This is a genomic window from Polaribacter sp. IC066, assembly GCF_007997085.1.
GTDB lineage: Bacteria > Bacteroidota > Bacteroidia > Flavobacteriales > Flavobacteriaceae > Polaribacter.
Window position 1 is genome coordinate 1 of the sequence record NZ_VORR01000058.1, and the last position, 24,044, is coordinate 24,044.

Annotated in this window: 23 protein-coding genes, 1 other RNA gene and 1 pseudogene; 15 read left to right on the plus strand and 10 right to left on the minus strand. The window is 30.4% G+C overall.

The features are described from left to right. The first annotated feature begins 255 nt into the window (after positions 1-255). The 4 genes from ES044_RS15630 (at position 256) to ES044_RS15640 (ending at position 1,872) form a co-directional block, all read left to right on the plus strand. Positions 256-819 carry a hypothetical protein gene (locus ES044_RS15630; RefSeq protein WP_147118212.1) on the plus strand — a complete coding sequence of 188 codons (564 nt, stop codon included), beginning with the start codon at positions 256-258 and terminating at the stop codon, positions 817-819. A 255-nt stretch (positions 820-1,074) separates the two neighbouring features. Continuing rightward, positions 1,075-1,389 (plus strand): hypothetical protein, encoded by a 315-nt coding sequence (locus tag ES044_RS19390; RefSeq protein ID WP_317131213.1) that lies wholly within the window; start codon positions 1,075-1,077, stop codon positions 1,387-1,389. 3 nt (positions 1,390-1,392) lie between these two features. After that, the gene (locus tag ES044_RS19395) at positions 1,393-1,548 is read left to right on the plus strand and encodes a hypothetical protein (protein ID WP_317131212.1); all 156 of its coding nucleotides are present in this window, start codon (positions 1,393-1,395) and stop codon (positions 1,546-1,548) included. A 27-nt stretch (positions 1,549-1,575) separates the two neighbouring features. Then, the gene (locus ES044_RS15640) at positions 1,576-1,872 is read left to right on the plus strand and encodes a winged helix-turn-helix domain-containing protein (RefSeq protein WP_147118211.1); all 297 of its coding nucleotides are present in this window, start codon (positions 1,576-1,578) and stop codon (positions 1,870-1,872) included. A gap of 564 nt (positions 1,873-2,436) precedes the next feature. On the opposite strand, the pseudogene ES044_RS19575 reads toward ES044_RS15640, so the two are convergent. The 4 genes and pseudogenes from ES044_RS19575 to ES044_RS15660 form a co-directional block, all read right to left on the minus strand. After that, a pseudogene (locus ES044_RS19575) lies at positions 2,437-2,490 on the minus strand (hypothetical protein); the annotation flags it as partial. A 783-nt stretch (positions 2,491-3,273) separates the two neighbouring features. Then, entirely contained in the window at positions 3,274-3,510 is a 237-nt protein-coding gene (locus ES044_RS15650) for a DUF3820 family protein (protein ID WP_147118210.1), read from the minus strand. After that, positions 3,497-4,702 carry an NAD(P)-dependent oxidoreductase gene (locus ES044_RS15655; protein WP_147118209.1) on the minus strand — a complete coding sequence of 402 codons (1,206 nt, stop codon included), beginning with the start codon at positions 4,700-4,702 and terminating at the stop codon, positions 3,497-3,499. Before ES044_RS15655 ends, ES044_RS15650 begins: the two co-directional genes overlap by 14 nt. A gap of 187 nt (positions 4,703-4,889) precedes the next feature. Beyond that, positions 4,890-5,105: a DUF2945 domain-containing protein gene (locus ES044_RS15660; protein WP_147118208.1), complete on the minus strand. Its 216-nt coding sequence runs from the start codon at positions 5,103-5,105 to the stop codon at positions 4,890-4,892. Positions 5,106-5,474: 369 nt separating this feature from the next. Here ES044_RS15660 and ssrA point away from each other — a divergent pair. Then, positions 5,475-5,868: a transfer-messenger RNA gene (gene ssrA, locus ES044_RS15665) on the plus strand. A gap of 570 nt (positions 5,869-6,438) precedes the next feature. Here the strand turns inward: ssrA and ES044_RS15670 are convergent. Continuing rightward, a complete protein-coding gene (locus ES044_RS15670; protein ID WP_147118207.1) occupies positions 6,439-7,920 on the minus strand; it encodes a transglycosylase SLT domain-containing protein in 1,482 nt (493 codons plus the stop codon). Between the two features lie 420 nt (positions 7,921-8,340). On the opposite strand from ES044_RS15670, the gene ES044_RS15675 reads away from it, so the two are divergent. After that, positions 8,341-9,426 carry a glycosyltransferase gene (locus ES044_RS15675; protein WP_189663186.1) on the plus strand — a complete coding sequence of 362 codons (1,086 nt, stop codon included), beginning with the start codon at positions 8,341-8,343 and terminating at the stop codon, positions 9,424-9,426. Here ES044_RS15675 and ES044_RS15680 read toward each other — a convergent pair whose 3' ends face one another. The 3 genes from ES044_RS15680 to ES044_RS15690 are packed head-to-tail and all read right to left on the minus strand — an operon-like array spanning position 9,427 to position 11,796. Then, the gene (locus tag ES044_RS15680) at positions 9,427-10,239 is read right to left on the minus strand and encodes a 2OG-Fe(II) oxygenase (protein WP_147118205.1); all 813 of its coding nucleotides are present in this window, start codon (positions 10,237-10,239) and stop codon (positions 9,427-9,429) included. Continuing rightward, positions 10,232-11,110 carry a glycosyltransferase family 2 protein gene (locus ES044_RS15685; protein ID WP_147118204.1) on the minus strand — a complete coding sequence of 293 codons (879 nt, stop codon included), beginning with the start codon at positions 11,108-11,110 and terminating at the stop codon, positions 10,232-10,234. The genes ES044_RS15680 and ES044_RS15685 overlap by 8 nt, the downstream gene beginning before the upstream one ends. Then, positions 11,110-11,796 (minus strand): cell division ATP-binding protein FtsE, encoded by a 687-nt coding sequence (locus tag ES044_RS15690; RefSeq protein ID WP_147118203.1) that lies wholly within the window; start codon positions 11,794-11,796, stop codon positions 11,110-11,112. Before ES044_RS15690 ends, ES044_RS15685 begins: the two co-directional genes overlap by 1 nt. Positions 11,797-11,956: 160 nt before the next feature. Here ES044_RS15690 and ES044_RS15695 point away from each other — a divergent pair, with 160 nt between their 5' ends. From ES044_RS15695 to ES044_RS15735, 9 genes are all read left to right on the plus strand, one after another. Beyond that, entirely contained in the window at positions 11,957-14,992 is a 3,036-nt protein-coding gene (locus tag ES044_RS15695; RefSeq protein ID WP_147118202.1) for a tetratricopeptide repeat protein, read from the plus strand. Continuing rightward, positions 14,992-16,776: a TonB-dependent receptor gene (locus tag ES044_RS15700; RefSeq protein ID WP_147118201.1), complete on the plus strand. Its 1,785-nt coding sequence runs from the start codon at positions 14,992-14,994 to the stop codon at positions 16,774-16,776. Before ES044_RS15695 ends, ES044_RS15700 begins: the two co-directional genes overlap by 1 nt. Positions 16,777-16,859: 83 nt before the next feature. Beyond that, complete coding sequence (locus ES044_RS15705; protein ID WP_147118200.1) at positions 16,860-17,576, plus strand: CDC27 family protein; 717 nt, start codon at positions 16,860-16,862, stop codon at positions 17,574-17,576. Positions 17,577-18,019: 443 nt separating this feature from the next. Further along, complete coding sequence (locus tag ES044_RS15710; RefSeq protein WP_147118199.1) at positions 18,020-18,253, plus strand: hypothetical protein; 234 nt, start codon at positions 18,020-18,022, stop codon at positions 18,251-18,253. A gap of 153 nt (positions 18,254-18,406) precedes the next feature. Continuing rightward, positions 18,407-19,123 carry a hypothetical protein gene (locus tag ES044_RS15715; RefSeq protein ID WP_147118198.1) on the plus strand — a complete coding sequence of 239 codons (717 nt, stop codon included), beginning with the start codon at positions 18,407-18,409 and terminating at the stop codon, positions 19,121-19,123. Between the two features lie 56 nt (positions 19,124-19,179). After that, positions 19,180-20,613 carry a M20/M25/M40 family metallo-hydrolase gene (locus tag ES044_RS15720; RefSeq protein ID WP_147118197.1) on the plus strand — a complete coding sequence of 478 codons (1,434 nt, stop codon included), beginning with the start codon at positions 19,180-19,182 and terminating at the stop codon, positions 20,611-20,613. 3 nt (positions 20,614-20,616) lie between these two features. After that, positions 20,617-20,979: a DoxX family membrane protein gene (locus ES044_RS15725; RefSeq protein ID WP_147118196.1), complete on the plus strand. Its 363-nt coding sequence runs from the start codon at positions 20,617-20,619 to the stop codon at positions 20,977-20,979. Positions 20,980-20,986: 7 nt separating this feature from the next. Continuing rightward, on the plus strand, positions 20,987-22,600 hold the full coding sequence (locus tag ES044_RS15730) for an amidohydrolase (RefSeq protein WP_147118195.1): 1,614 nt from the start codon (positions 20,987-20,989) through the stop codon (positions 22,598-22,600). Between the two features lie 130 nt (positions 22,601-22,730). After that, positions 22,731-23,369, plus strand: a complete 639-nt coding sequence (locus tag ES044_RS15735) for a TonB-dependent receptor plug domain-containing protein (protein WP_147118194.1) — start codon at positions 22,731-22,733, stop codon at positions 23,367-23,369. Positions 23,370-23,659: 290 nt separating this feature from the next. On the opposite strand, the gene ES044_RS15740 is transcribed toward ES044_RS15735, so the two are convergent. Together ES044_RS15740 and ES044_RS15745 are read right to left on the minus strand one after the other, a co-directional pair. Continuing rightward, on the minus strand, positions 23,660-23,896 hold the full coding sequence (locus ES044_RS15740; RefSeq protein WP_223813565.1) for a hypothetical protein: 237 nt from the start codon (positions 23,894-23,896) through the stop codon (positions 23,660-23,662). Positions 23,897-23,940: 44 nt separating this feature from the next. Next, positions 23,941-24,044 (minus strand): transposase (locus ES044_RS15745; RefSeq protein ID WP_147118358.1); only part of this gene is annotated, 104 nt, incomplete at its 5' end.

Here is a 24,044-nt window from a genome sequence, read left to right on the forward strand (position 1 = left end):
TCATGTAATTGATTTATATGGCTTCTAGGGTCTTCTAACTTACCAAAAATACTTATTATTTTACTATCTGGATTCATACTGTTAATGTATTGATTATCAGTATAATATACGGTTTTAAAACAACTTAAACAACTATAAAATAGCTATTTATAATGCTTTTTTAAGGAAAAAAAGTGTGAGTTTGCCCTGTGGTTGCTGTAAGGTATATTTTTTGATGGGTTTGATTTTTGTATATTCGCAAAAATTTTAAAAATTATGGAGAAACAAGAAAAAAATACGAATGCTTTTATTCTAAAAGGGGTTACTAGTATGCTTATTGGAGGTTATATTTTTATTGCAGCTTATGCACTGAAAACAATTTTAGATACATTTTTAGTGAGCGACCCAACACTTGAAACTTTATCCTACAAAAGTGTTCAACTTCTTGCAGCATCTATAATTTTAACGCTTTTAATTCTATCTGCATTCACTCTTTATAGTAGTGGAAAAAAAATATCAGAAAAATTAAAAGAAAATTTATGGACTTTACAAACAAAAGCTATTGTTAAAAATTTTGTAATCGGTATGCTCGTCATTTCTTTAAGTTTAATCGTATTAGTTCAATTTGATTTCTTTAGCTTTCTAACTCCTATTTTCTTACTTTTTTATGGAATTTTACTATTCTTTCTGAAAAATAAAAAACGTAAAGATTTTTTGATGTTATCTGGGCTTTCTGTTTTGTTGGGTTTACTTTGTTTTTTAATTCCGAGTTATTGGTATTCTTCACTTACTATTTTAGGCATTGCGCATATTACTTATGGCGTTGTGGTTAAGGAATAGTTTGTTTTACTTTAGGCTTCACAGCCTTTTTTTTTTTAAGATTTCATATAGAAAAATAAATATTTCATTATTTCATTGTCCATATTAATATTACACCTTACTTTATAATTCAAAGTTCTTTAAAGATCAGTTCAAAAGATTATTTAAAAGACATATCAGAAATTAAAACCTTAATGAATAAATCGTCAAGGTTTATTTCATTAAGCGGCTTATCTGGTATTTTAGCAGGTATCTATGCATTAATTGGCGCCGCTTATGCCTATTATTTTACAACACAGAAATGATACGCTACTTCTCGATAACACCGTTTTTAAATTCATCTTGTTAGATTTATTTCTAGTGGGTATATGTAGTACTGGTAGCGCAACACTTTTAACCACTAAAAAAGCAAAGCTAAATAACGAGAAAATTTGGGATTCTCTTACCAAAATACTTTTAGCCAGTTTTATAGTGCCTTTAGCGGCTGGTGGCATTTACATGCTTATCATTTTAAAAGAACAACGTTACGGGCAAACCAGTGCTTTAATATTATTATTTTATGGTTTGGATTTACTAAATGCATCAAAATAGACATTGAGATCTATTAAATATTTAGGATATACTCAAGTAATTTTAGGCTTGCTTTGTGCTTTTTTACCAGGATATGGATTTTGGTTTTGGGTAGCTGGTTTTGGTTTTATGCACATTATTTATGGCGCGGTGATGTACTATAAATATGATAGAAAATAGTTTACTTTTACACGCTAAATCTTTTATTTGAAAAATATAATTCTACCTATAAATAAAGCTTTTGACCATAGAATAAGACTGGGAATTATGTCTGTTTTAATGGTAAACGAATATGCAGATTTTACAACTTTAAAAGAATTATTGGGCGCAACAGATGGCAATTTAGCAAGTCACGCAAAAGCCCTAGAAAAAGTAAGCTTTATTAAGGTAGAAAAACAATTTATTGGCAGAAAATCAAATACAAAATATTATGCAACAGAGTTAGGCAGACAAGAATTTAAGAAACATATTAATGCGCTTGAAAAATTAATTAGCAACAAATAGTCTATTTTTTTACCCACTTACTTTGTAATTCAAAGTTCTTTTAAAAAAAAATACTATGAAAAATTTAACAATATTAATCAGTGCATTACTATTTAGCAGCTTTTTTTATCAGCAAAACAATGGTTTAAATGTGTTGCTATTTACAATCCTTACCTTTATAATCGTAGCGATTAAACATCAGAAAAACATAAAAACAATACGTATACCATTGTAGCCTATTTAATTACAGGAATTACTGCTTTTTTATACACATCAAATTTAGCACTTATTGCCAACAGCATTACTTTTTTAACACTTATAGGTGGTGCTTCTAGCCACAAATCTTCTATTTATATACAATGGCTAAACGGCTTATACACAACGATAGCCTTTGTGTTTTCTTTATATTATGACACTTTACATACTGAAGAAGAAAATGTAAAAAAGGTAAAAATAAATTACCTCTCTTGGTTAAAAATAATCGGAATTCCGATTACTCTACTCCTCATTTTCATAAATCTGTACAGAAATGGAAACCCAGTGTTCGATGAATTAATATTAATGATAGACTTTAGTTTTATCAATTTACATTAAAGTAGTTCGTAATAAACCTATATCGATTACATCGCCTTTAATTCCGCCTAACTTTACACAATCACCAACTTTATAAAAATTACTTGTAAAACCGTTACATAACCCGTTACAATTACCTCTTGCAAGGCAAAAGCAATGCCTGCACCAGCAACACCTAAAGCTGTGCCCACTCCAGAAAGTTTGGTGTTAAAAAATGTAAAAATTTCCGAATACAAATAAAAGATACGCTACAAAATTAATGAGTTTTTTAAACTTGTACTTTGAGCTATTAAACTCGCATTAATAGAAGTTTACTTTTTAAAGAACCTATTTTGTTAAAGGACATCATCAGTTCCGTGCGTTAGATGACAGATATCTACTCCCGAAGTTTCGGAATATAGCATTCACAATCTAAACCCGACGTACGATAATTTTAGTAAAAATTCAAAAAATATAAAATGATTACCTGTCCTACAGCCCTTTTGCGGTCTAGACACGATAGCGAAATATCTTGTAGAATTCAATAAAATTATCAGGAGTCTAGATTTTTGTTTCTTGGAATTTATCTTGAGCGAAGTCGAAAGGTCAATGGAAAAAAAAAATGAATAAAATTGTAAGACAACTTTAAAGTATAATTACTTCGAGGTTAATAGTGTCTTTTACTATTTTAAAAGTTGCCTTTTGTAATACTTTTACAATGCTATAAATAATCAAAGAAAGAAATAGATGCCGATTTTGTAAAAACTGGGTTATTCCATAAATCATTAAAATTCACAAGCAAATTTGAAAACCATAGTAGTAAGATGGTTTTCGGCTACAAATATATCAATTACTTATTACTTACTAAAATTAGGTAAAATCTTGTTGAATTTTACGCACAATATCTTCTAAACCATTTAATTGTAGCTCATAAACAAGATTCATTTGTTGCCCCAATTTCCCTTTCGGAAAACCTTTGTTGCGATACCAAACTATATAATGTTCTGGCAAATTAATTAAAAAGTACCCTTTGTATTTACCAAAGGGCATTTTCATTTTTGCTAAATCGATCAGAAATTGCTGATTTTGTATATTATTCTCTTCCATCTACATAGTCTTGTAAATAAGAAAAACGTGCTGTCAGCTTTCCGTTTTCGGTCATTTTAGAGCGTTCTAGAACACCATCCTTATCACTGTTAAAAAAAGCAGGAATTACATTTTCTAAAAATAGTTCTCCAAAACCTTCACTAGCGTCTTTTGGCAACTCACAAGGCAAATTATCTACAGCCATGACTACAATTGCATTTTCATCTTTATAATCTACTTCAGATTCCGTTTGTGGGTTGTACCCATAAATTGGATTGGCAATTGTTGATGCTCTTAAAGTAGAGGCAACAGGACCATCTACATCACATGAAATATCTGCCACGTATTTTATTTTAAAATCTTTAGATTTCGCATCTTTTCTTGTAAATAAATAAGGTGCTCCATTTCCATAAAAGTGACCCGCAATAAAAAAATCTGTAACCGTTGCAAAGCGCATAAAATTAGATTCGTAGTTTTCTGGATGGTTGTAAAAATCTAAATTATCTATTGTTTGGCCATCTGTACGTTTGTTATAGTCTAGTACATCTGCAATACAATAAACAGCATGCTCATAATTTTTTGTTAAGTAATCAGTTACAGAAACACTCGGAATAGCCATGGCATCTAACATTTCTTTTGCGCCAAGCGCAACTTTTCCGTTTCCTGTTAATACTATTTTAAGCTTTCCTAATTTAATATTCTTTAACGCTAAAATTAGTTCCTTTTGACTGTCTAGGGTTTCTGCTTTGGGTAAATAAAACGTTTCGTCTGTTAATCCAATAGCTCTAAAACCGTTGTAAGCGCCCACAATACCAGCATACCGACCAAAACCAATTAATCGTGCTCCGTTTTCTTTAATAATGGTTTCGTGATCAAAAAGTTCAATATTTTTATCTAAAATTGTCTTTAATAAATCTCTATTATAAGGCTGCTTTTTAATTGTATGACTAAAGAAAAAATATTTTTTATTCGGAATTAAAGCATCCATCGGTACTTCTTTTACACCGAATAACACATCGCACGTAGAAACATCATTAGTTACTTTTAATCCTTTTTCTTGATATTCGGAATCAGAAAAAACACGAATATCTGAACTCTCTACTTCAATTTCTGATGCAGGAAACTGTTTTTGAAATTCATTTAATTTTTCAGGAGAAAAAACTACTCTTCTATCTGGTGGGTTTTTTCGCTCTTTTATAATGCCAAACTTCATATTCTTTAATTTTGCTCGAAGATATTTTATTTTGAAATGAATTGCAAGTCGATTTTCTAATTTAAATAAGAAATAAACTTTGTAAAAATTATAATATGGATTTCACGAGTTTTCACAACGTTTATTTCCTTACTTTATTAGATTTGAATTTACAATCTCTTCTCTTTCGTCTATTTTCTTTTCTCTTTTATACATCTGCTCTTTCTACTTCACTTTCTAGTTTTAACAAATAGCCACCATCTTCTTGCTGAATGTACAAAGCTTTATTACCCTCTTCTCCGTTTCTGACAACTTCAGATCCTTTAATTGTTTTCGTTATTTTTTCTTTAAAAGTTTCTTGCACTTTGCCTTTAGCTGTGCCGTTTCCCCAATTCCACTTTACGTATGTTCCTTTTCTGATCATCTTTAATATTTTAAAGTCCTTCAAAACTAAAAAATTCATCCTTTTTTATTCTTAAATTTTCTTTAAAATTACATCTTGTTATTGTTTTAACTTGTTGTATTTTTGCAGACCGTGTTAAGCATTGAGCCGTTATCCTTTTTTAACTTTTCCGTTAAAAACGATTCAGCCTTTCTACTTAATTCAATATAAATTTTAAACCTGAACAAGTTTTTGTTTGGCAACCTTCTTGCAGCAGGCAGATGCTTAAAAAAATTTGTATTATTTTTGTGTTAAATGTTCTTTGAAAAAATAAAATGAAAGATTGAAAATATCCTGAATCGAGTTCAGAATCAATTCAATTACGCAAATTAAAATTTGCTATTTCATTAAGGGGACGACTGGTTTTGACAGCAAGGACAGTGAATTTGTAAGCATATCGAGTTATGAAATAACACTCGTTAAACCTAATTTCAACTTTTTAAACGGCGAAGATAACTACGCTTTAGCTGCATAATCCGAATCACAGTAGGATTTGCCTAGGCTCACAAGGTGAGCAAGCTTTATGTCCACGAATAGCCTTGGTTTGCGGCGCTTCACTTTTGGATATCGTAAAAGTAAACATAGAAAACTTGGTACTTTGACAGGTTTTTGAAACTAAAGAAGTTAAGTTAAAAGTGGATTGTTCTTAATCATCTTTTGATCGAAAAATAAGAAAGAACTATATATGTAGAAAGCTTCTTGGCTGCTTGTTTGGACCCGAGTTCGATTCTCGGCGTCTCCACAATACACCCTGTAAATTATTGATTTGCAGGGTTTTATTTTTTAAAATTTAGACTAAACCAACATCCGTTTCTTTTTGCTTTTTAGCTTTAAGTAGGGCTTGCGAATATGCAACATTAACACCCTTCATATGACTCTTAGTATAAAATTTAATTTATAATCCTGTTGCTTTGCTTAAAATTTCTCTATAAAATTCTCCTGGTATGTTTAGCTTTCCTTTTTTATATCCTATAAGCTAATACATAATCATTGTAGCTAATTCGAAAACACTTTCTTCATTTTCTTTCGTTGTGTTTTTATAGTTAATCTATAAAATTCTTCGGTTGAATTTACTTTTTTTAGGACCAATTTCCTTTAAGTAATTTCTTTTTTGATGATACCGTTAATTAGAACCACTATCTAAAATTATAGTATAAAAATAAATTTTACATTTTAGTTAATGAACACAATATCTTAAAAAGTCAGAGTAATTGATTTCTACCAAAAACTAAATAAACTCCATTTCGTAGCATAAAAAAGCATCAACAACATTTTTTTTTATCCGAAGCATATAACAACCAAAGCAGTGTTCTAATTATTCTAGCGGAATAAATTGCTTGTAATGGTCATAACGTTCAAAAATTTGCTCGATATAATTGGCGGGTTCTTTGCCACGCACGTACCCGTATTTTATAAACGGCTTGTTGTAATTTTTAGGCAAGCTCAGCGCTAAAATCATCGTTTCTACATTTTCTGACCAAATCGTAGCATCTAAATCATTTTCTACCGCCAAACGCTGCGCATCTCTTACATGACTGTAACCGCAATTGTAAGACGCCAACGAAAATTTAATTCTGTTAATAGAATCATTAATATCTGTAAACTTATTGTACAATCGATCTAAATAATCGGTTCCTCCTCGAATACTTTCATGAGGGTCAGAAACATCTGTAATCCCTAAAGACTTGGCTGTGGCAGGCATAACTTGCATTAACCCTTTTGCGCCAGCCCAAGATTTTGCAACTGGGTCGAATCTAGATTCTTGATATACTTGCGAAGCCAGCAATCGCCAATCCCAACCAATTTTATCTGCATGTATCTTGATTAAATTATCATATTTACTAATTTGATTATTTTTTAAACTATAGTAATTACTTCTTATACGTTGTTTAAAGGTGCGTTTGTTTTTAAAATATTTATTATACGTAACGTTAAAATTTCTTTTTCTTCTTTGAGAAACAATCCATTCATTGACCACCTTTCTAAACAAGGGCGATTTTTTTCTGGTTACCCAAGCAATTCTTTGCGAAAAAGAAATAGGGACATCTATTTTTAAAATGGGATTAAAAGAAGCATTTATTTTGGCTAAATTTTCATCTGCTATCGTGTATTCAATTTCTCCGTTTGCCACCATATCGATAATTTCGTCGGTAGATAATTTGCTATCTAAAGTATCAATAATAATATTTCCTCCTATTTCGTTTGATAAACTTAAAATACGTTCTATATAAGACGAATTTTTTCTGATAGATATGGTTTTATCAATTAATTCAATAGGATCATGAATTAGTTTTTTTTGCACGCTGCCCCAAGACATATTTAAATAATTATCTGGTTTTTTCTGAACCAATACCTGTCTTGTTAAATATAAGTGTTCTGTAAAATCAACTTCCCATTTTCGCTGATTTGTAATGGTCATTCCGTGTGCAATTAAATCTACATCACCCCTATTTAAAACTTCAAATTGCGTATCTAAATTGCTCGATACGACCAACTCTAATTTTAAACCGAGATGCTCTGCCAACTGTGTTAAAAGGTCGTACTCAAACCCCATGGCTTGCCCTCGATACAAAAAATAACTTGTACTACTATACACAACAGAAGCCCTTAAAATACCGTCTTCTTTAATTGCTTCTAAATCTCTATTTACAGAGTTTTCTAAAAAAGGATTTGTTTCACTTTGTGCCGCTGCTATTTTATTTTCTTTTTGCTGTTTGCAGGATGTTAAATTCAACGAAATAATTGCAATTATGACCAGTACAATTGAACCTAAACTATTTATTTTCTTTTGTTTCATATTATTTTCTTTTGAATTTAGCCGAAACTTTTTAGTCTGCCGAATCATTCAGCTTTTCACTAAGTTACTGAAAAAATAATAAAAGTAAAATTATATGGATTTTAAAGGCGTTTATCTACTAAAAGAAATTGTAAATTTAAGAGCTAAAAAAGTATTTTTAGCCTGTATAATATTGGTGTTCGAAACAGTTTATTAAAGAAGAGATTGTTTAAAAAATTTTCACTTAATTATTTTTGATAATTCTTTAAATATTCATTTACCAAAAGATCCTAAATTATTTTTTATCATTCTGTAAGAAAAGCAGAAAGCTAACGTCTATATAAAAGATAAGATTCTTCTTATCATTCTTTTTCATAGCAATTTCCCACTTCTCGTTGAGGAGTGGGTTTTTTTTCTTTATATTGCGGCAAAGAAATCGATTTGAAAAAAATAATAGTTTCTGTCACAAATGATTTGTCTACTGATCAGAGAGTAGAAAAAGTTTGTAACACACTTTTTAATGCAGGTTATGAAATTCTTTTGGTAGGTAAAAAAGACACAAATAGCAAGCCCCTGTTAAGAAATTATAGGACTAAAAGAATCAAAGTTTTTTTTAAAAAAAGCATTCTATTTTATGCCGAATTTAATATAAAACTATTTTTTATACTTCTTTTCACAAAAAAAGACATATTTTTATCTAATGATTTAGATACACTTTTACCTAATTATATTGCTAGTTTACTTCAAGATAAAAAAATAATATATGATAGTCATGAGTTATTTTCTGAAGTACCAGAGCTCGTAAACCGTCCATTTGCCAAAAATTTTTGGTTACGTCTTGAGCGACAAATACTCCCAAAATTAAAAAACACGTATACCGTTTGTGATAGTATTGCAAATTTTTACAACACAAAATACGACACAAACTTTAAAACAATTATAAATTCACCTAATAAAAAAGAAGTTACTACGAGTTCATTCCCTTTTACATATAAAGACGAAAAAATAATTTTATACCAAGGAGCTATTAATATTGGTAGAGGTTTAGAATTGATAATAAATACGATGCCATTTCTTAAAAATTGCATTTTAGTGATTATTGGTGAAGGTGATATTTTTGAGTCTCTAAAAAAAAAAGTTACTGTAAAAGAGCTACATCATCAGATTTATTTTTTAGGTAAACTAAATCCAAATGAATTGCATCAATTAACACCTTTAGCAGACTTAGGAATTAGTATTGAAGAAGATTTGGGTTTAAATTATAGATTTGCACTTCCTAACAAAATCTTAGATTACATCCAGGCCGAAGTGCCTATTTTAGTTTCTAATTTACCTGAAATGAAAAAAATTGTTATCGACTACAAAGTTGGGGAGATTGTATACCAGAGAGAACCTAAAAAACTAGCTCATCAAATTAAGCAAACTTTAGCAAAAGATTTTACCAAAGAACTAAAAAATGCTAAAGAAAAATTAATTTGGGAGCATCAAGAAACAAAATTATTAGCAATTTTTAAGAACGCCAAATAGCTATTTTTTATATTGATGTGGATTCTCTCGAACTCCTTTTTTAAATATTTTACGCAAGCCAGAGCGCAAACTATTATCAATTTGCAGTAAAACATCTTTTACTTGCTCGGAAGATCTACCTCTAAAAGTAGTCACATGAAATTGGTCTTCGTCCATAAGAGAATTATCAGAAAAATAATAATTAGACACACAACATCTTATAGCATCTTTTTTTACTTTACTAACAGAATGCCAAGATTTTTGATGTGTTGTCATCACCACCAATCTATTAAATTTACTCTCTATAATAGTTTGTGGTTGTTTTAATCCTTTTGGCCAAATTTCTAAATTACCACCATTTTCAACTTCCCAATTTGGCGTTACATAGTACAACAAATTTAATACCCGCCATCTTTTTCTATCTTTATCGTGAGAATTATCTAAATGCGGATTCAAAAAATTATCTTTTTTCATCAGAGATAAACCGCCAGCATATAAAAATTCATCACCAAACACTTTCTCTAAATTACAAATTTCAGAAACTATTTGAATTACTTTTTTTTCTTGAAAGGCATAAATCACTTCTTCTAAAAGAGCCTCATAAGCATTCATTTGATAGGCCGTAAACTTATATTCTTTTAAATTTTTTCTTTTGACTGTTTTTTCTAACAAAGGAAATTTATTGTGTATTTCTAAAGCCAATTCTTTTGGCAACAAATCATCCAAAAAAAAATAACCAATATTGTCTTTAGATTTTAAGAATTGCTCTTTTAAAACCTCTTTATTTTCATCTAATTGCTGATAAATAAAATTTCCGATTTCACTTCTATGCATGTTTCGATTTTAAGTGACACAAATAACATACTTTCATAACGTCTAAAAAAAAAACTGATGCCCCTTTAACGGCTAACTTCTCAAAAATTGGATAAAACATTCCAGCAATTTTAGCCATTTTAATTTTTTCTATATTGTTTGTAAAATTTAATATTGCAATTTCTTCTTCTTCGATCAACTCCTCCAGCACTAAAAATAACAAATTTTCCATTGCTTTTTTTGTTTTGGCTACAAATTGTTTATTTTCCTCTATTCCTAAATGATATACTTCATTCTCTAAATGTTCAATTTTATAGCCCTTTTTAACCAAACCTAAAGAAAACAATAAATCTTCTCTACCGTATTTTATCAACTTCTCTTCAAAACGAACGGAATTAAAAACTTTTTTTTCAAGTAAAAAATTAGAGCTAAAAAAATATTTTTCTGGATTTATTTTTCTTTTTTCTACAGAAATTTCTTCGTGCTTTTTACCATATTTATATCGCAATAAACCTAAATTTTCTTTTTTATTTTGATACAACAAACCACCACAGAAAACTGTTTTATTTTTTTTAAAGCAAGCTATGTATTTTTTAAAAAAAATTGAATTTACAGGAACAACATCTGCATCTAAAAAAAGCAACCATTTATACTGTGCCTTTTCCGCAAGCAAATTTCTAATAGCGCTTCTGCCAATATTATTTTCTAGACTGTTAAAACTACCAAAAATTAAAGTATTTATCTTTTCATTTTCAGTATTTAGTTCAGATTTAGAGCCATCATCAAAACAAATAACTTCGAAAACAATATTTTCTAAAAGTAATTGCTCATGAATTTTTTCGACCAAAAAAAGCGTATTATAATGATATGTTGGTATTAAAACAGAAAGCATTAAACGGTAGTTCGTTGTACAATTTCAAACAACTCACCCCCTTCACACTTTAAAGTCTTTTGCTTAAACTTTACAATTAACTGGTAATCATGGGTTGCCATTAAAATGGTTTTACCACTTTTATGAATATCATTTAAAAGCTCCATAACTTCTAACGATGTTTTTGGATCTAGATTACCTGTTGGCTCATCTGCCAAAATTAATTCAGGGTCATTTAACAAGGCTCTAGCAATTGCAACTCTTTGTTGTTCGCCTCCAGAAAGTTCGTAGGTGTTTTTATAATGTTGAGATTTTAAACCAACTTTATCTAAGACTTCCTCTATTTTTTGTTTTATCTCATCTTTATTTTTCCAACCCGTAGCTTTTAAAACAAATTCTAAATTGCCAAAAACAGTTCGATCACTTAATAATTTAAAATCTTGAAAAACAATGCCTATTTTTCTTCTTAAAAACGGAATTTCTTTTTCCTTTAAATCTTTTAAATCAAAATCTACAATAGCACCGCTTCCTTTTTGCAAAAGCAAATCGCCATATAAAGTTTTCATTAAGCTACTTTTACCGCTTCCTGTTTTACCTATCAAGTAGCAAAAATCGCCTCGATTCATGGTAATATTGACTTTAGATAAAACCAAATTATCTCTCTGATAGATGTCTGCATTTTCTAAATGTAAAACTGGTTTTTCCATATACTAGTACTTTTTACAAACTTATTAGTTTCTAATCATTTTATAACACGAAAATTAAAGAATTCTCACTTTTACTGTAAATTATTTTGAAAAATATTTTCATTTTCATCCAACAAATTAAAAAAATGTTCGTTTATTAGACTACAACCAAAATAATTGTATGAAATTTCGTTTTAACATAAAACACTTTTTATCTTCCGCGCTTTTTTTTGCGTCTTTTGCACTTTTTTCGCAACAAACTATTGTAAACACAAGTGTGCTTGCAGACTATACTGATGCGCTAAAATTATACCATAACAAATCATATGCAGCTGCTCAAAAAACGTTTGAAAAAGTTCAGGTAAATGCGCTACAAAACTCAAGTGTAAAAGCAGATGCCTCTTATTATGATGCCATGTGTGCTGTAAAACTAAATCAAACAGATGCCGATAAAAAAATAGTTAGCTTTGTAGAAAACAACCCTACAAGTAATAAAAAAAATAAAGCATTTTTTAATGTTGGTAATTATTATTTTGCCAATAAAAAAGCTGCCCATGCCCTAAAATGGTTTCAGAAAGTAAATACAGATTTATTATCAAAAGAAAACCTTAAAGAGCTCAATTTTAAAATGGGGTACGGTTTTTTAATCGCTAAAGAATTATCGTTGGCAAAAAATAAATTTTTACCTCTAATTAATGATGCTAAATATGGTAACGATTCTCGCTATTATTATGGCTTTATCGCTTACAAATTAGAAGATTATGGCATTGCAGAATCTACTTTAAAAGAAATTGCTGATAACAAATCTTACAAATCAGAAATTTCTTATTATTTATTAGATATCAGTTTTAAAGCGGGGCAATTTGAGCGTTGCGTTACAGTTGGCGAAAAACTTTTAAAAACGGCTCGAAAAAGAGATGTTTCTGAAATCTCTAAAATTGTTGGCGAAAGTTATTTTAATCTACAGAAATATGAACAATCCATTCCGTTTTTAAAAGCTTATAAAGGTAAAACTGGTAAATGGAATAATACCGATTATTACCAATTAGGGTATGCTTATTATCAACAAAACAACTTTGAAACTGCCGTTAGTTATTTTAACAAAATTATTGATCAAAAAAATGAAGTTTCGCAAAATGCTTACTACCATTTAGCAGAATGCTATTTGAATCTTGATCAAAAAAACGAGGCTTTAAATGCGTTTAAAGCTGCAAGTGAAATGAGTTTTAATAACACTATTCAAGAAGATGCGGCTTTAAATTATGCCAAATTAAGTTATGAAGAAGGCAATCCTTTTGAAAATGTTTCTGATGTTTTACAGAATTATTTAAAAAACTACCCAAATTCGGCAGCTTACAACGAAATTAATGAATTGGTAGTTACGTCATTTATACATCAGCAAGATTATCAAGGCGCACTAGCGTATTTAAAAAGAAAGAAAAGTGAAGAAAATACCGCGTTAACTTTTGAGGTTTCTTTGTATAGAGGAATTCAATTATTTAATGAGCAAAAGCTACAAGAAGCGCTGCCGTTTTTTACAACCTCAACAAGATCTGCTACTTCTGTAATTAAACAAAGAGCACATTACTGGGAAGCAGAGACTTTATATAGATTAGAACGTTATGATGCTGCACTCGCCAAGTTTAAATTAGCAAAAAGAATGTTAAGTTCTAACAATCAGCAAGAGTTTCCTTTCCTTGATTATAATATTGGTTACAGCCACTTTAAGCTAAAAGAATATGAAAATGCTATTGCGTTTTTTAATCAATTTTTAAAAGAAAACATTGACGATGAGGCTATAAAAAGTGATGCTTTTATTCGTTTAGGTGATAGTTATTTTGCGACTAGAAATTATGCTGATGCCATAGAAACCTACAAAACTGTGGTTGCTACATCTGGCTTTGAAGCAGATTATGCCGAATATCAAATTGGAATGAGTTATGGTTTTAGAGATGAAGATGATGCTAAAATTATAGCCTTAACAAATGTCATTAACAACTATCAAACATCTACCTTAAAAGATGATGCATTATACCAATTAGCAAACACATACACAAAAATAAAAAATAATATCAAAGCACACCAAGCTTATGATCGCTTGCTAGAGAAACATCCAAAAAGCGCGTTTATACCAAAAGCTTTAGTGCGCCAAGGTTTGTTGTATTATAGTGATAATCAAAATAAAAAAGCATTAGATAAATTTAAGATAACAGTACGAGAATTCCCAAATTCTGCAGATGCCATAGAAGCGGTTAGAAATGCAAAAAACATTTATGTTGATGAAGATAATTTAGACGAATATGTAACTTGGACAAAAACTTTAAACTTTGTAAATGTTTCTGATACAGAGTTAGAAAATTCAACTTTTGCAATTGCCGAAAGAAAATATTTTGAAGGGCAAAACAACAGCAGTATTTTAAGTTTGAAAAAATATCTAAGGAGTTTTCCCAATGGAAAAAATCAATTAAAGGCAACGTATTATTTGGCAGACATTCTTTTTAAAGAAAAACGATATCCAGAAGCATCAGAAAAATATACCATTATTTTAGGTGCCGGTCAAAGTGAATTTACCGAAGATGTTTTAGCCAAATTATCTCAAATTTATTTACAAGGAGAAGATTTTGTGAACGCACGGCCACTGCTTGAAAAATTAGAGCAAGAAGCATACATTACAGAAAACATTCTGTTTGCTCAAAGTAATTTAATGAAGGGCTATGCTAAAATAAAAGCCTATGATTTAGCTTTAGAGTATGCTAAAAAATTGTTGGCCAAAAATAAATTAGATACCAATGTAAAGTTAGATGCAAAAACAATTATTGCAAGAACCTCTTTTATCAAATTTGATTTAACAACCGCCGAGGCCTATTATAAAGAAATAGAAAAAGAAGCTACAGGAGAATTAAAGGCAGAAACTTTATACTACAATGCCTATTTTAAAAATCTTGCGAATGAATACGAAGCTTCTAATAAAGTGGTGCAGGAATTAATTGCAGATTATTCTGCCTACAAGTATTGGGGCGTTAAAAGTTATGTAATCATGGCTAAAAATTATTATCGTTTAAAAGATGCCTACCAAGCAACTTTTATTTTAGAAAATGTAATTAAAAACTTTACTCAATTTAAAGACATTGTAAAAGAAGCGCAAGCAGAACTAAAAACAATCAAAGAAACCGAAGCTAAAACGAATAATTCTATAACCCCACAAAATAAAAATTAATGAAAAGAAGTTTTCTTATATTTTTAATGCTCTTTGGTTTTTTAAGCGTTGTTGCTCAAGTAAAACCAAAAGAAAAAGTAGCTCCTACTGCAACACGAGATACCGTAAAAACTGAAATTGTAGAAGTAATTACAACCTACAATCCTAAAATTGCAGATGCAAATAAGATTAAAAAAAATCCGATTATACAATTCATCAACCAAAGCAAGAAAAAAAAATTAGGATACACTATTTTTTCAGCGCCTGTTGCTTCTACATTTATTCCTAAAAGTGGTGTGGTAAAAGGAATTGATGTGGGCGTAAAAGAACGTGTTTACGACAATTATATTGCCGCTGGTTTTGGTAATTATACATCTCCCTATGCAGAAGCATTTATTCATCAATATACGCGTTTTCAGAGCGAATTTGGTGTATCTGCAAAATACATAGCTTCTTTAGACAATATAGAGAATACAGTTTTAGATAGTGATTTTTCGAGTTTTACAACAAGTCTTTTTTACAAAAAAGAAGAACGTTATTTCGATTGGAAGGTTGTTTTAAATACCGAGCGAGATAACTACAATTGGTATGGTTTAAAACCAGCTACTTTTAGCGACCTTACCATTGGTAACATTCAAGAAAACCAAACCTACAACCATTTTAATATTGCAGGTGAGCTAGATTTTTTAGATGCCTATGTTGATAAAAGTAACCTGTCTCTTTCTTACTTTACAGATGCTTTAAATAGTAGTGAGTTTCTTATCAATTTTGATACAGATTTAGATGTACCACTAAATTTTATCAGTAGAAACTTAAATAGTTTGCAAGTAAAAACATCTTTAGAATTATTAACAGGTAAATTTGAAAGCGATTATGCCACTCAAAACGAGTTGAATTATACAATGTTTACCGCAAAAGTAAACCCAGAATACAATACTACTTTTAAAGGATTTTCATTAAAATTAGGTGCCAAACTATTTGCTTCTTTTGATGCCGAAAATAGCGTAAATCATTTTTTAGCCTATCCAGATATAAAGATTCAAAAAGCGATTATCGAAGAACACTTAACAATGTATGCTGGTGTTTTTGGTGATTTTCACACCAATACCTACAAAGGCTTTACCGAAGAAAATCCTTTTATTTCACCAACACAATTCATAACGCAAACCGCAGAAAGATATAATGCTTTTTTAGGGTTTAATGGCGTTTTCAACAACGATTTTAGTTTTAACATATCTGCAAGCATGAGAGATGAGCAAGACAAGGCACTATTTGTGGTAAATAACTCAAAATCTAACGGTATCAGCAATTTTGCAAGCGGAACCGAGTTAAAAGGCTATGAATACGGCAACTCCTTTAGCGTGGTCTATGATGATGTAAAAACAACTTCTATTTTTGCTGAATTAGCCTATGATGTAACCAAAAGAGTTACCCTTTCTACCTATATTCAATTCGATAATTTTAAAATGACAACCCAATCTGAAGCGTGGAATTTACCTACAATTCAAACAGCGCTTCTTGGTGCATACAAAAGCAATAAATGGTTTGCCACAACTACTATTTTTTATATTGGCGAAAGAAAAGATGTTTTGTATGCTTCTACCTATCCGTCTAGCACAAACGGCATTCAAGATGTAAACTCATTTGTAGATGTAAATCTGAATGGAGGCTATCATTTTAACGATAAATTCTCGGCATTTTTAAGGTTAAATAACATTCTAAATACAAATTACCAGCGATTCGCGAATTTTAACGTGCAAGGTTTTCAAGCTTTAGGTGGCATCACGTACAAGTTCGATTTTTAAACAACGCACTCTTAAACGACTATAATGAACTAGTGAACTAAAAAAGTGCAAGTAAAAGGCCTTTTTACTTATCTTTGTAACGTATGTTTTATTATTTATTTATTGCCCTTCAGGCTTTTTGCCTTTTTCATGTTTACAAGAGTAGAAATGAATCTTACTGGTACTTGGTAATCTTTTTTGTGCCTATAATTGGTGGTCTATTTTACTTTTTTTCGCAAGTAATTAATAAAAGTAACTTAAAAAGCGTTGGTCAAAAAGTTACAGCTGTTGTAGATCCAAAGAAAAAAATTAGAGATTTAGAAAAAAAGTTATCTTCTTCAGATACATTTCAAAACAACCTAAATCTTGCAGATGCTTTTTTAGATAATAATAATATTACAAACGCAATTATCTATTACGAAAAAGCTTTAGATGGCAAATTAAAAAACCACCCTACCACGTTACATAAAATGTTACAATGCTATTTTAAAAACGGACAACACAAAAAAGTGATAGCATGTGCCAGCAAAATAGATTTAGAAAAATCTTTTAGAGACTCTATTTGTATTTATGCTATTTCATTAGAAAAATGCAATTATTTTGAAGAGGCTGAAGTTCAATTTAGAAAAACCGATAAACGCTATTCTAATTATGCAGAAAGATTAGAATTATCAGAGTTCTTAATTAAAAGAGAGAAAATTCAAGGAGCTCAAATAGTGCTTACTGAAATAGTTTCTGAAATTGAAAATATGATTGAAACAAATAAAAAAAAACACAAATTCGTTTATCAACAATCTAGCAAATTATTGAATGAAATTTAAATTTTTTATCAATAAAACGTTTCATTTGTTTCTTATAATTTTGCTTACTATTTTTACTCAAATTTGGGGAATTGTCTTTTTGGTTTCTATGCTAATGGTCTCCAAAAAAGTCGAATTTCAGAATTTTAAGAATCTTTGCTTTTAGTATCTTTTATGTTTTGGCAACGTTCTTTATTGTTCCGAATATTGCTCCTTATTTTGGCAAAACAAAAATTAAGGAAAATTACGGTCTTAAATCTCACATTTTCCTAACAATTCTTTGCAACAGAAACTATGTTACCACAAAATTACGTGCTGTTTTAACAGGGGTGTCTCTAGAATTAGAAGAAACACCTCCAAATACAAAGCTCCTCTATCTAGATGCTAATTTTCCTTTTTTTGACAGATTTCCATTATCGACTCATTGAAGCCGTAATGATGGCAAAAAAAATGACATTTCATTTATGTATAAAGATGAAAGAAAAAGAACAACTAATTTAAAACCATCTTTAAGCGGTTACGGCGTTTTCGAAAAACCTCTAAAAGGAGAATTGCATCAAACTAAAATTTACAAAGAGCATAATTTTTGGCAATACGATCTTACTAAATATAAATCTTTTGGCCCTTTCAGTAAAAATTTGAAGTTTTCTAAAACCGAAACAAAAAAATTAATTCTGCTCATTTTAAAAAATGATTAAGTCAGTAAACTATTCATAGAACCACATCTAAAAAATAGATTAAAATTAAAGAACCCAAAAATAAGATTCCAAGGTTGCAGAGCAGCAAGACATAATGACCATATTCACTTTCAAATATTTTAACAACGCTTAAGATTTTAATATATTTACACCATGTTATATTATATAATTATCGCACTTCAAGTTTACTGCATCTATCATGCATACAAAAACAAGAGTAGTTACTATTGGTTTTTTATCATCTTCTTTATTCCTTTGCTTGGCTGTATCGTTTACCTTCTTACACAGGTAGTTAACAAAAAAGATGTTACAAACATTACGGATGAAATTACCACGATTATAAACCCAACTAAAAAAATTAAAGATTTAGAAAAAGAGTTCACTTTTTCTAACACGTTTCAAAATAAAATAAATCTTGCAGATGGTTATAAACAGCTTAAAGAATACGAGAAAGCAATTTTGTATTACGAAAAATCATTAATTGGTAACTTTGTAAGCGATCCGCATACAATAAACAAACTCATACAATGTTATTTTAAAGTTGATGATTTTGATAAGGTTATTGTTTACGCTAAAAAAATTGATCTAGATAAAAATTTTAAAACATCGCTGTACTATTATGGTTTATCATTAGAGCAAAAGGGTGATTTTAAGGCAGCAGAACATCAACTAAAAAAAATGGATACACGCTTCTCTAATTATGAAGAAAGAATGGAACTTGCCAATTTTTTAATCCGCAGAGATAAAAACGAAAATGCAAAAGAGATTTTAGAAGAAATACAGGTAGAGATTAAAAGTATGACAGACACCAACAAAAAGAAATATCGTTTTGTGCACCAAGAATCTCAAAAAGTTTTAAATCAATTGTAATGAAAATTTCTCGTTTCATTTTTGTAGTTTTATCGCATTAAACAACAAATTTATAAATGAAAAAAATCATCCTACTAATTTCAATTTCATTCTGCATTTTAGCTTGTAGCCAAAAACAAGAAAAAATAGTCAATACCAATCAATTATCTGCCACAGAAAAAACAGATTCAACAACTATTAAAACACTGTTTAACTCCGTCTTAACCGAAGGTAAATCTTATGAGTGGCTCAAAGATTTAACGCAGAATATTGGGGGTCGTTTATCTGGATCTCCAGAGGCGAAAAAAGCAGTCATTTGGGGAGAAAATTTAATGAAAGAAGTTGGTTTAGATTCCGTTTGGTTACAACCAGTTATGGTACCTCATTGGGTTCGTGGCGAAAAAGAAACTGCAACGTACACCACAAACGGTGTTCAAAAAAATGTACCCATTTGTGCTTTAGGCTTTTCTATTGCAACCCCAACTACTGGCATTTTAGCAGAAGTTATCGAAGTACAAAGTTTAGAAGAAGCCAAAGCTTTAGGAAATACGATGGAAGGAAAAATTGTGTTTTTTAATCGTCCTTTTGATGATACCTTAATTAATACGTTTAGTGCTTACGGCGGTTGTGTAGATCAACGAGTTGCAGGTGCCATCGTTTGTGGCGAGTTTGGTGCAAAAGGTGTCATTGTGCGTTCTATGACAAATTCTATCGACGACTTTCCGCATACAGGAACTATGAGTTATGGAGATTTACCTATAGAAAAACACATACCCGCAGCAGCAATTAGCTCTAGAGCCGCCAATATTTTAAGTGATGATTTAAAACAAAATCCAGATTTAAAATTCTACTTTAAACAAAGCTGTGAAACATTAGCAGATGCACCTTCTTTTAATGTAGTTGGTGAAATAAAAGGTAGCGAAACACCCGAAAATATTTTTGTTGTTGGTGGTCATTTAGATTCTTGGGATTTGGGCGAAGGTGCTCACGATGACGGTGCAGGAATTGTACAATCTTTAGAAGTTGCTTATTTATTCAAAAAAAATAACATCAAACCTAAAAACACTATTAGAATTGTGTTTTTTATGAATGAAGAAAACGGAACAAGAGGCGCAAAAAAATATGCTGAACTCGCAAAATTAAACAAAGAAACTCATATTGGAGGTTTAGAATCTGATTCTGGTGGTCATACACCAAGAGGCTTTTCTATCGATGCAAATACTGCTAATAAAACCTTATTGCAAAGCTGGAAAAAATTACTATCTCCTTATGGCTTACACGATTTTAAAAGTGGTGGTTCTGGTGCAGATATTTCGCCTTTAAAAGCAGAAAACGTAACATTAGTTGGTTACAAACCAGATTCTCAACGTTATTTTGATTATCACCATACAAGCAACGATACTTTTGATAAAATAAACAAACGCGAATTAGCATTGGGCAGCGCATCTATGGCCAGTATTGTGTATTTAATGGATATATATTTATATGTTGACGCACCTGTAAAACCTTAACTGATGGCTATTTCAACGTTGATTTTAAAGTTTGTTTATGGAAGCATTTTCTGTTTTGCAGGAATTATGCACATTATAAAACCGCAAATGTTCAAGCATTTTATTCCTGACTTTTTTCCTAAAAAATTAGTGAACTACATCGTTGGTTTTATTGAATTAGGTTTAGGATTTGGACTATTTTTTAATCAAACAACAACATATGCATCGTTCGGTATTTTTGTTTTACTAATTTTATTATTACCTATCCATATTTGGGATGTCACAAAAAAAAGACCTGCAATTGGTCCTAAAAAAATAGCAATTATTAGAATACCGCTACAATTTGTATTCATGTACGGAATCTATATTGTGTACCTAAAATCTTAATTTATTTATGAAAAATAATTTTCTATACTTTATTTTAGTTCTTGTTATCTGTTCTTGTAGTAAACAAAAAGCAGATTTAATTGTTTTTAATTCAAATACATACATCGTTAATGAAAAATTTGAAACCGCTAAAGCATTTGCGGTTAAAGATGGTAAATTTATTGCTGTAGGCACCAATCAAGAAATACAAGAAGCTTTTAAGTCTAAAACAGTAATTGATGCCAAAAACCAAACCATTGTGCCGGGTTTCATTGATGCGCATTGCCATTTTTATAGAATGGGTTTGCAGCAACAAAAAGTATCATTAGAAGATACAAAAAGTTATGATGAAGTTTTAGAGAAAATAGTTGCCTTTCAGAAAGAAAAAAATGTAACTTTTATTTCAGGACGGGGCTGGGATCAAAACGATTGGGACCTAAAAGAATTCCCAACAAAAGAAAAACTAGATCGATTGTTTCCTACGACTCCTGTTGCCGTTGGTAGAGTAGATGGTCATGCATTATTAGTAAATCAAGCTGCCATCGATATTGCAGGCATTACAAAAGATACAAAAGTTTCTGGCGGGGAAATTATTCTTGTAAACGGAGAAATGAGTGGTGTTTTAATTGATGCCGCTATGGATTTTATCAAATTTCCTGAACCTACAAAAGAAGAATCTATTCAAGGTTTATTAGATGCACAAAAAATTTGTTTTTCTTATGGTTTAACCACTGTAGATGATGCTGGTTTAGATAGAAGCACGATAGAATTAATAGATGAAATGCAAAAATCGAATGAATTAAAAATGCGTGTTTATGCAATGATTTCTGGAGACAATCAAGAACAAATAGATTATTACATCAATAAAGGAATTACAAAAACAGACCGACTAAATGTACGCTCATTTAAAATATATGGCGATGGCGCTTTAGGATCTAGAGGTGCCGCAATGCGCGAACCATATTCTGATAGAGAAAATCATTTTGGCGCTTTAATTTACCCTCCAGAAAGATATCAAGAAATTGCAAAACAAATTGTAGCGTCAGATTTTCAAATGAACACCCACGCTATTGGCGATTCTACAAACACCTGGTTGCTAAAAACCTATAAAGAAGTTTTAAAAAACGAAAAAAATAGACGCTGGCGAATTGAGCATGCTCAAATAATATCATCAAAAGATTTTCAAAACTTTGATAATATTTTACCTTCTGTACAACCAACTCATGCTACTTCAGATATGTATTGGGCAGAAGAAAGAATTGGTAAAGACAGAATGAAAGGTGCTTATGCCTATAAGAACTTATTAAATAGATACGGTAAGATTGCTTTGGGTACAGATTTTCCTGTAGAAAAAGTAAATCCATTTTTAACCTTTTATGCCGCAGCGGCCAGAAGAGATTTAAACAACTTCCCTGAAGACGGGTTTCAAATGGAAAATGCCTTAACAAGAGAACAAACCTTAAAAGGAATGACCATTTGGGCTGCTTTCTCTAACTTTGAAGAAGATGAAAAAGGATCTATTGAAGTGGGTAAATTTGCTGATTTTGTGATTTTAGATCAAGATATTATGGAAGTATATGGTAGTGAAATACCAAAAACGAAAGTAGTTTCTACATATTTAAATGGTGAGAAAGTTTATTAAAAGTTAACATAATAGTACATATCTTATTCATAATTTTAAAAATATTTATGTAACTTATAGGTTTAAAAATGGCATTATTTTTGCTGTTTAAAATCTACACTAAAAAATCATTCTAAACTAAAAAATCATTATGAAAACAACAAAAACAATATTCGTTTTACTTGCAATGTTCTGTTCATTGCATATTTTTTCTCAAGAAGAAATGACAACAGAAAAAGTTAAGTTAACCATCCTTGTAAAAGACGGCAGTAATAACCCAATTCCTGGTGCTGTTATTTTAATAGATGGTGTAAAACAACCAAGAGTGGCAAATTCTGCCGGCTATTTTAAAATAAAACTAGACAAAGCACCAAAAGAAATTACCGCTTTCTCTCCTTTAATCGGCGTTAAGAAAGTTCCTTACACAGGTAAAAACTCTATAATAATTAATATTATTGCAGAAACAAATACTGCTTATTTAACAGATACAAATACAGAAAAAGTATCTGATGCCATACAATTTAGAGATATTTATGATTACTTAAGAGGTAAGGTTGCCGGTGTTACCATATCTACATCGAATAAAATAACTATTAGAGGTATTTCAACTATGAATGGTAATAGAGAGCCTTTATTCATTTTAAATGGTGTTCCGGTAGATGAAAATTCATTTAGAGATATTGTACCAACAACCATTAGAACTGTAAAAATTTTAAAAGGTCCTGAAACTGCAATCTACGGATTGCGTGGAGCAAATGGTGTTATTGAAGTAAGAACGACCATAAATTAAGAAGTAAATTAGCTATTTATTCTATAACGAGCCACACTTGATAATAATCTAGAGGCTTAAGCTTTTAAAAATGTAATAGTTCGCTAGTTTAAAGTTTAGCTTTTTTGCAATCAGAAATCATAGCATATAGTTATAAAATAAATACTTGAAGCTTGCATTCGGATAAACATATTGATACTTTCTTTGAGATAAAAACATCTCTTTCTACATGATAAAAAAGCCAGTGAATTGTTATTCACTGGCTTTTTTATATTTGATATTAAGACTAAAAAATAATAGCAATCCTAAAATTACATTTTAATATCTGCTAGTAAAACCTCCACAGCTTTTTTTAATTGATCATCTTCTCCCCTAGCTTTCCAACCTGGTTTGTTTTGGACTAAATAATCAGGCACTGCTGGCCCGTGTTCCATATTCATTCCAGATTCTTTTACATACCAAGCTCTGTATGGCATTCTTATAGCGCCATCTTGCAATCTTTGGGAGCCTGTAGAAATTACGGCTCCGAACGTTGGTTGCCCAACCAATTTACCTAATTTAAAACTTTTGGTTCTTCGCCAAAAGTTATGGATTAGTGATTCCCTAAGAAATATATCATATTACAAAAATTATCAATATTCCTGAAACCTCTAGCTCTAGATCGTGCTAATTGCATGACACTATTTAATCCTTCCG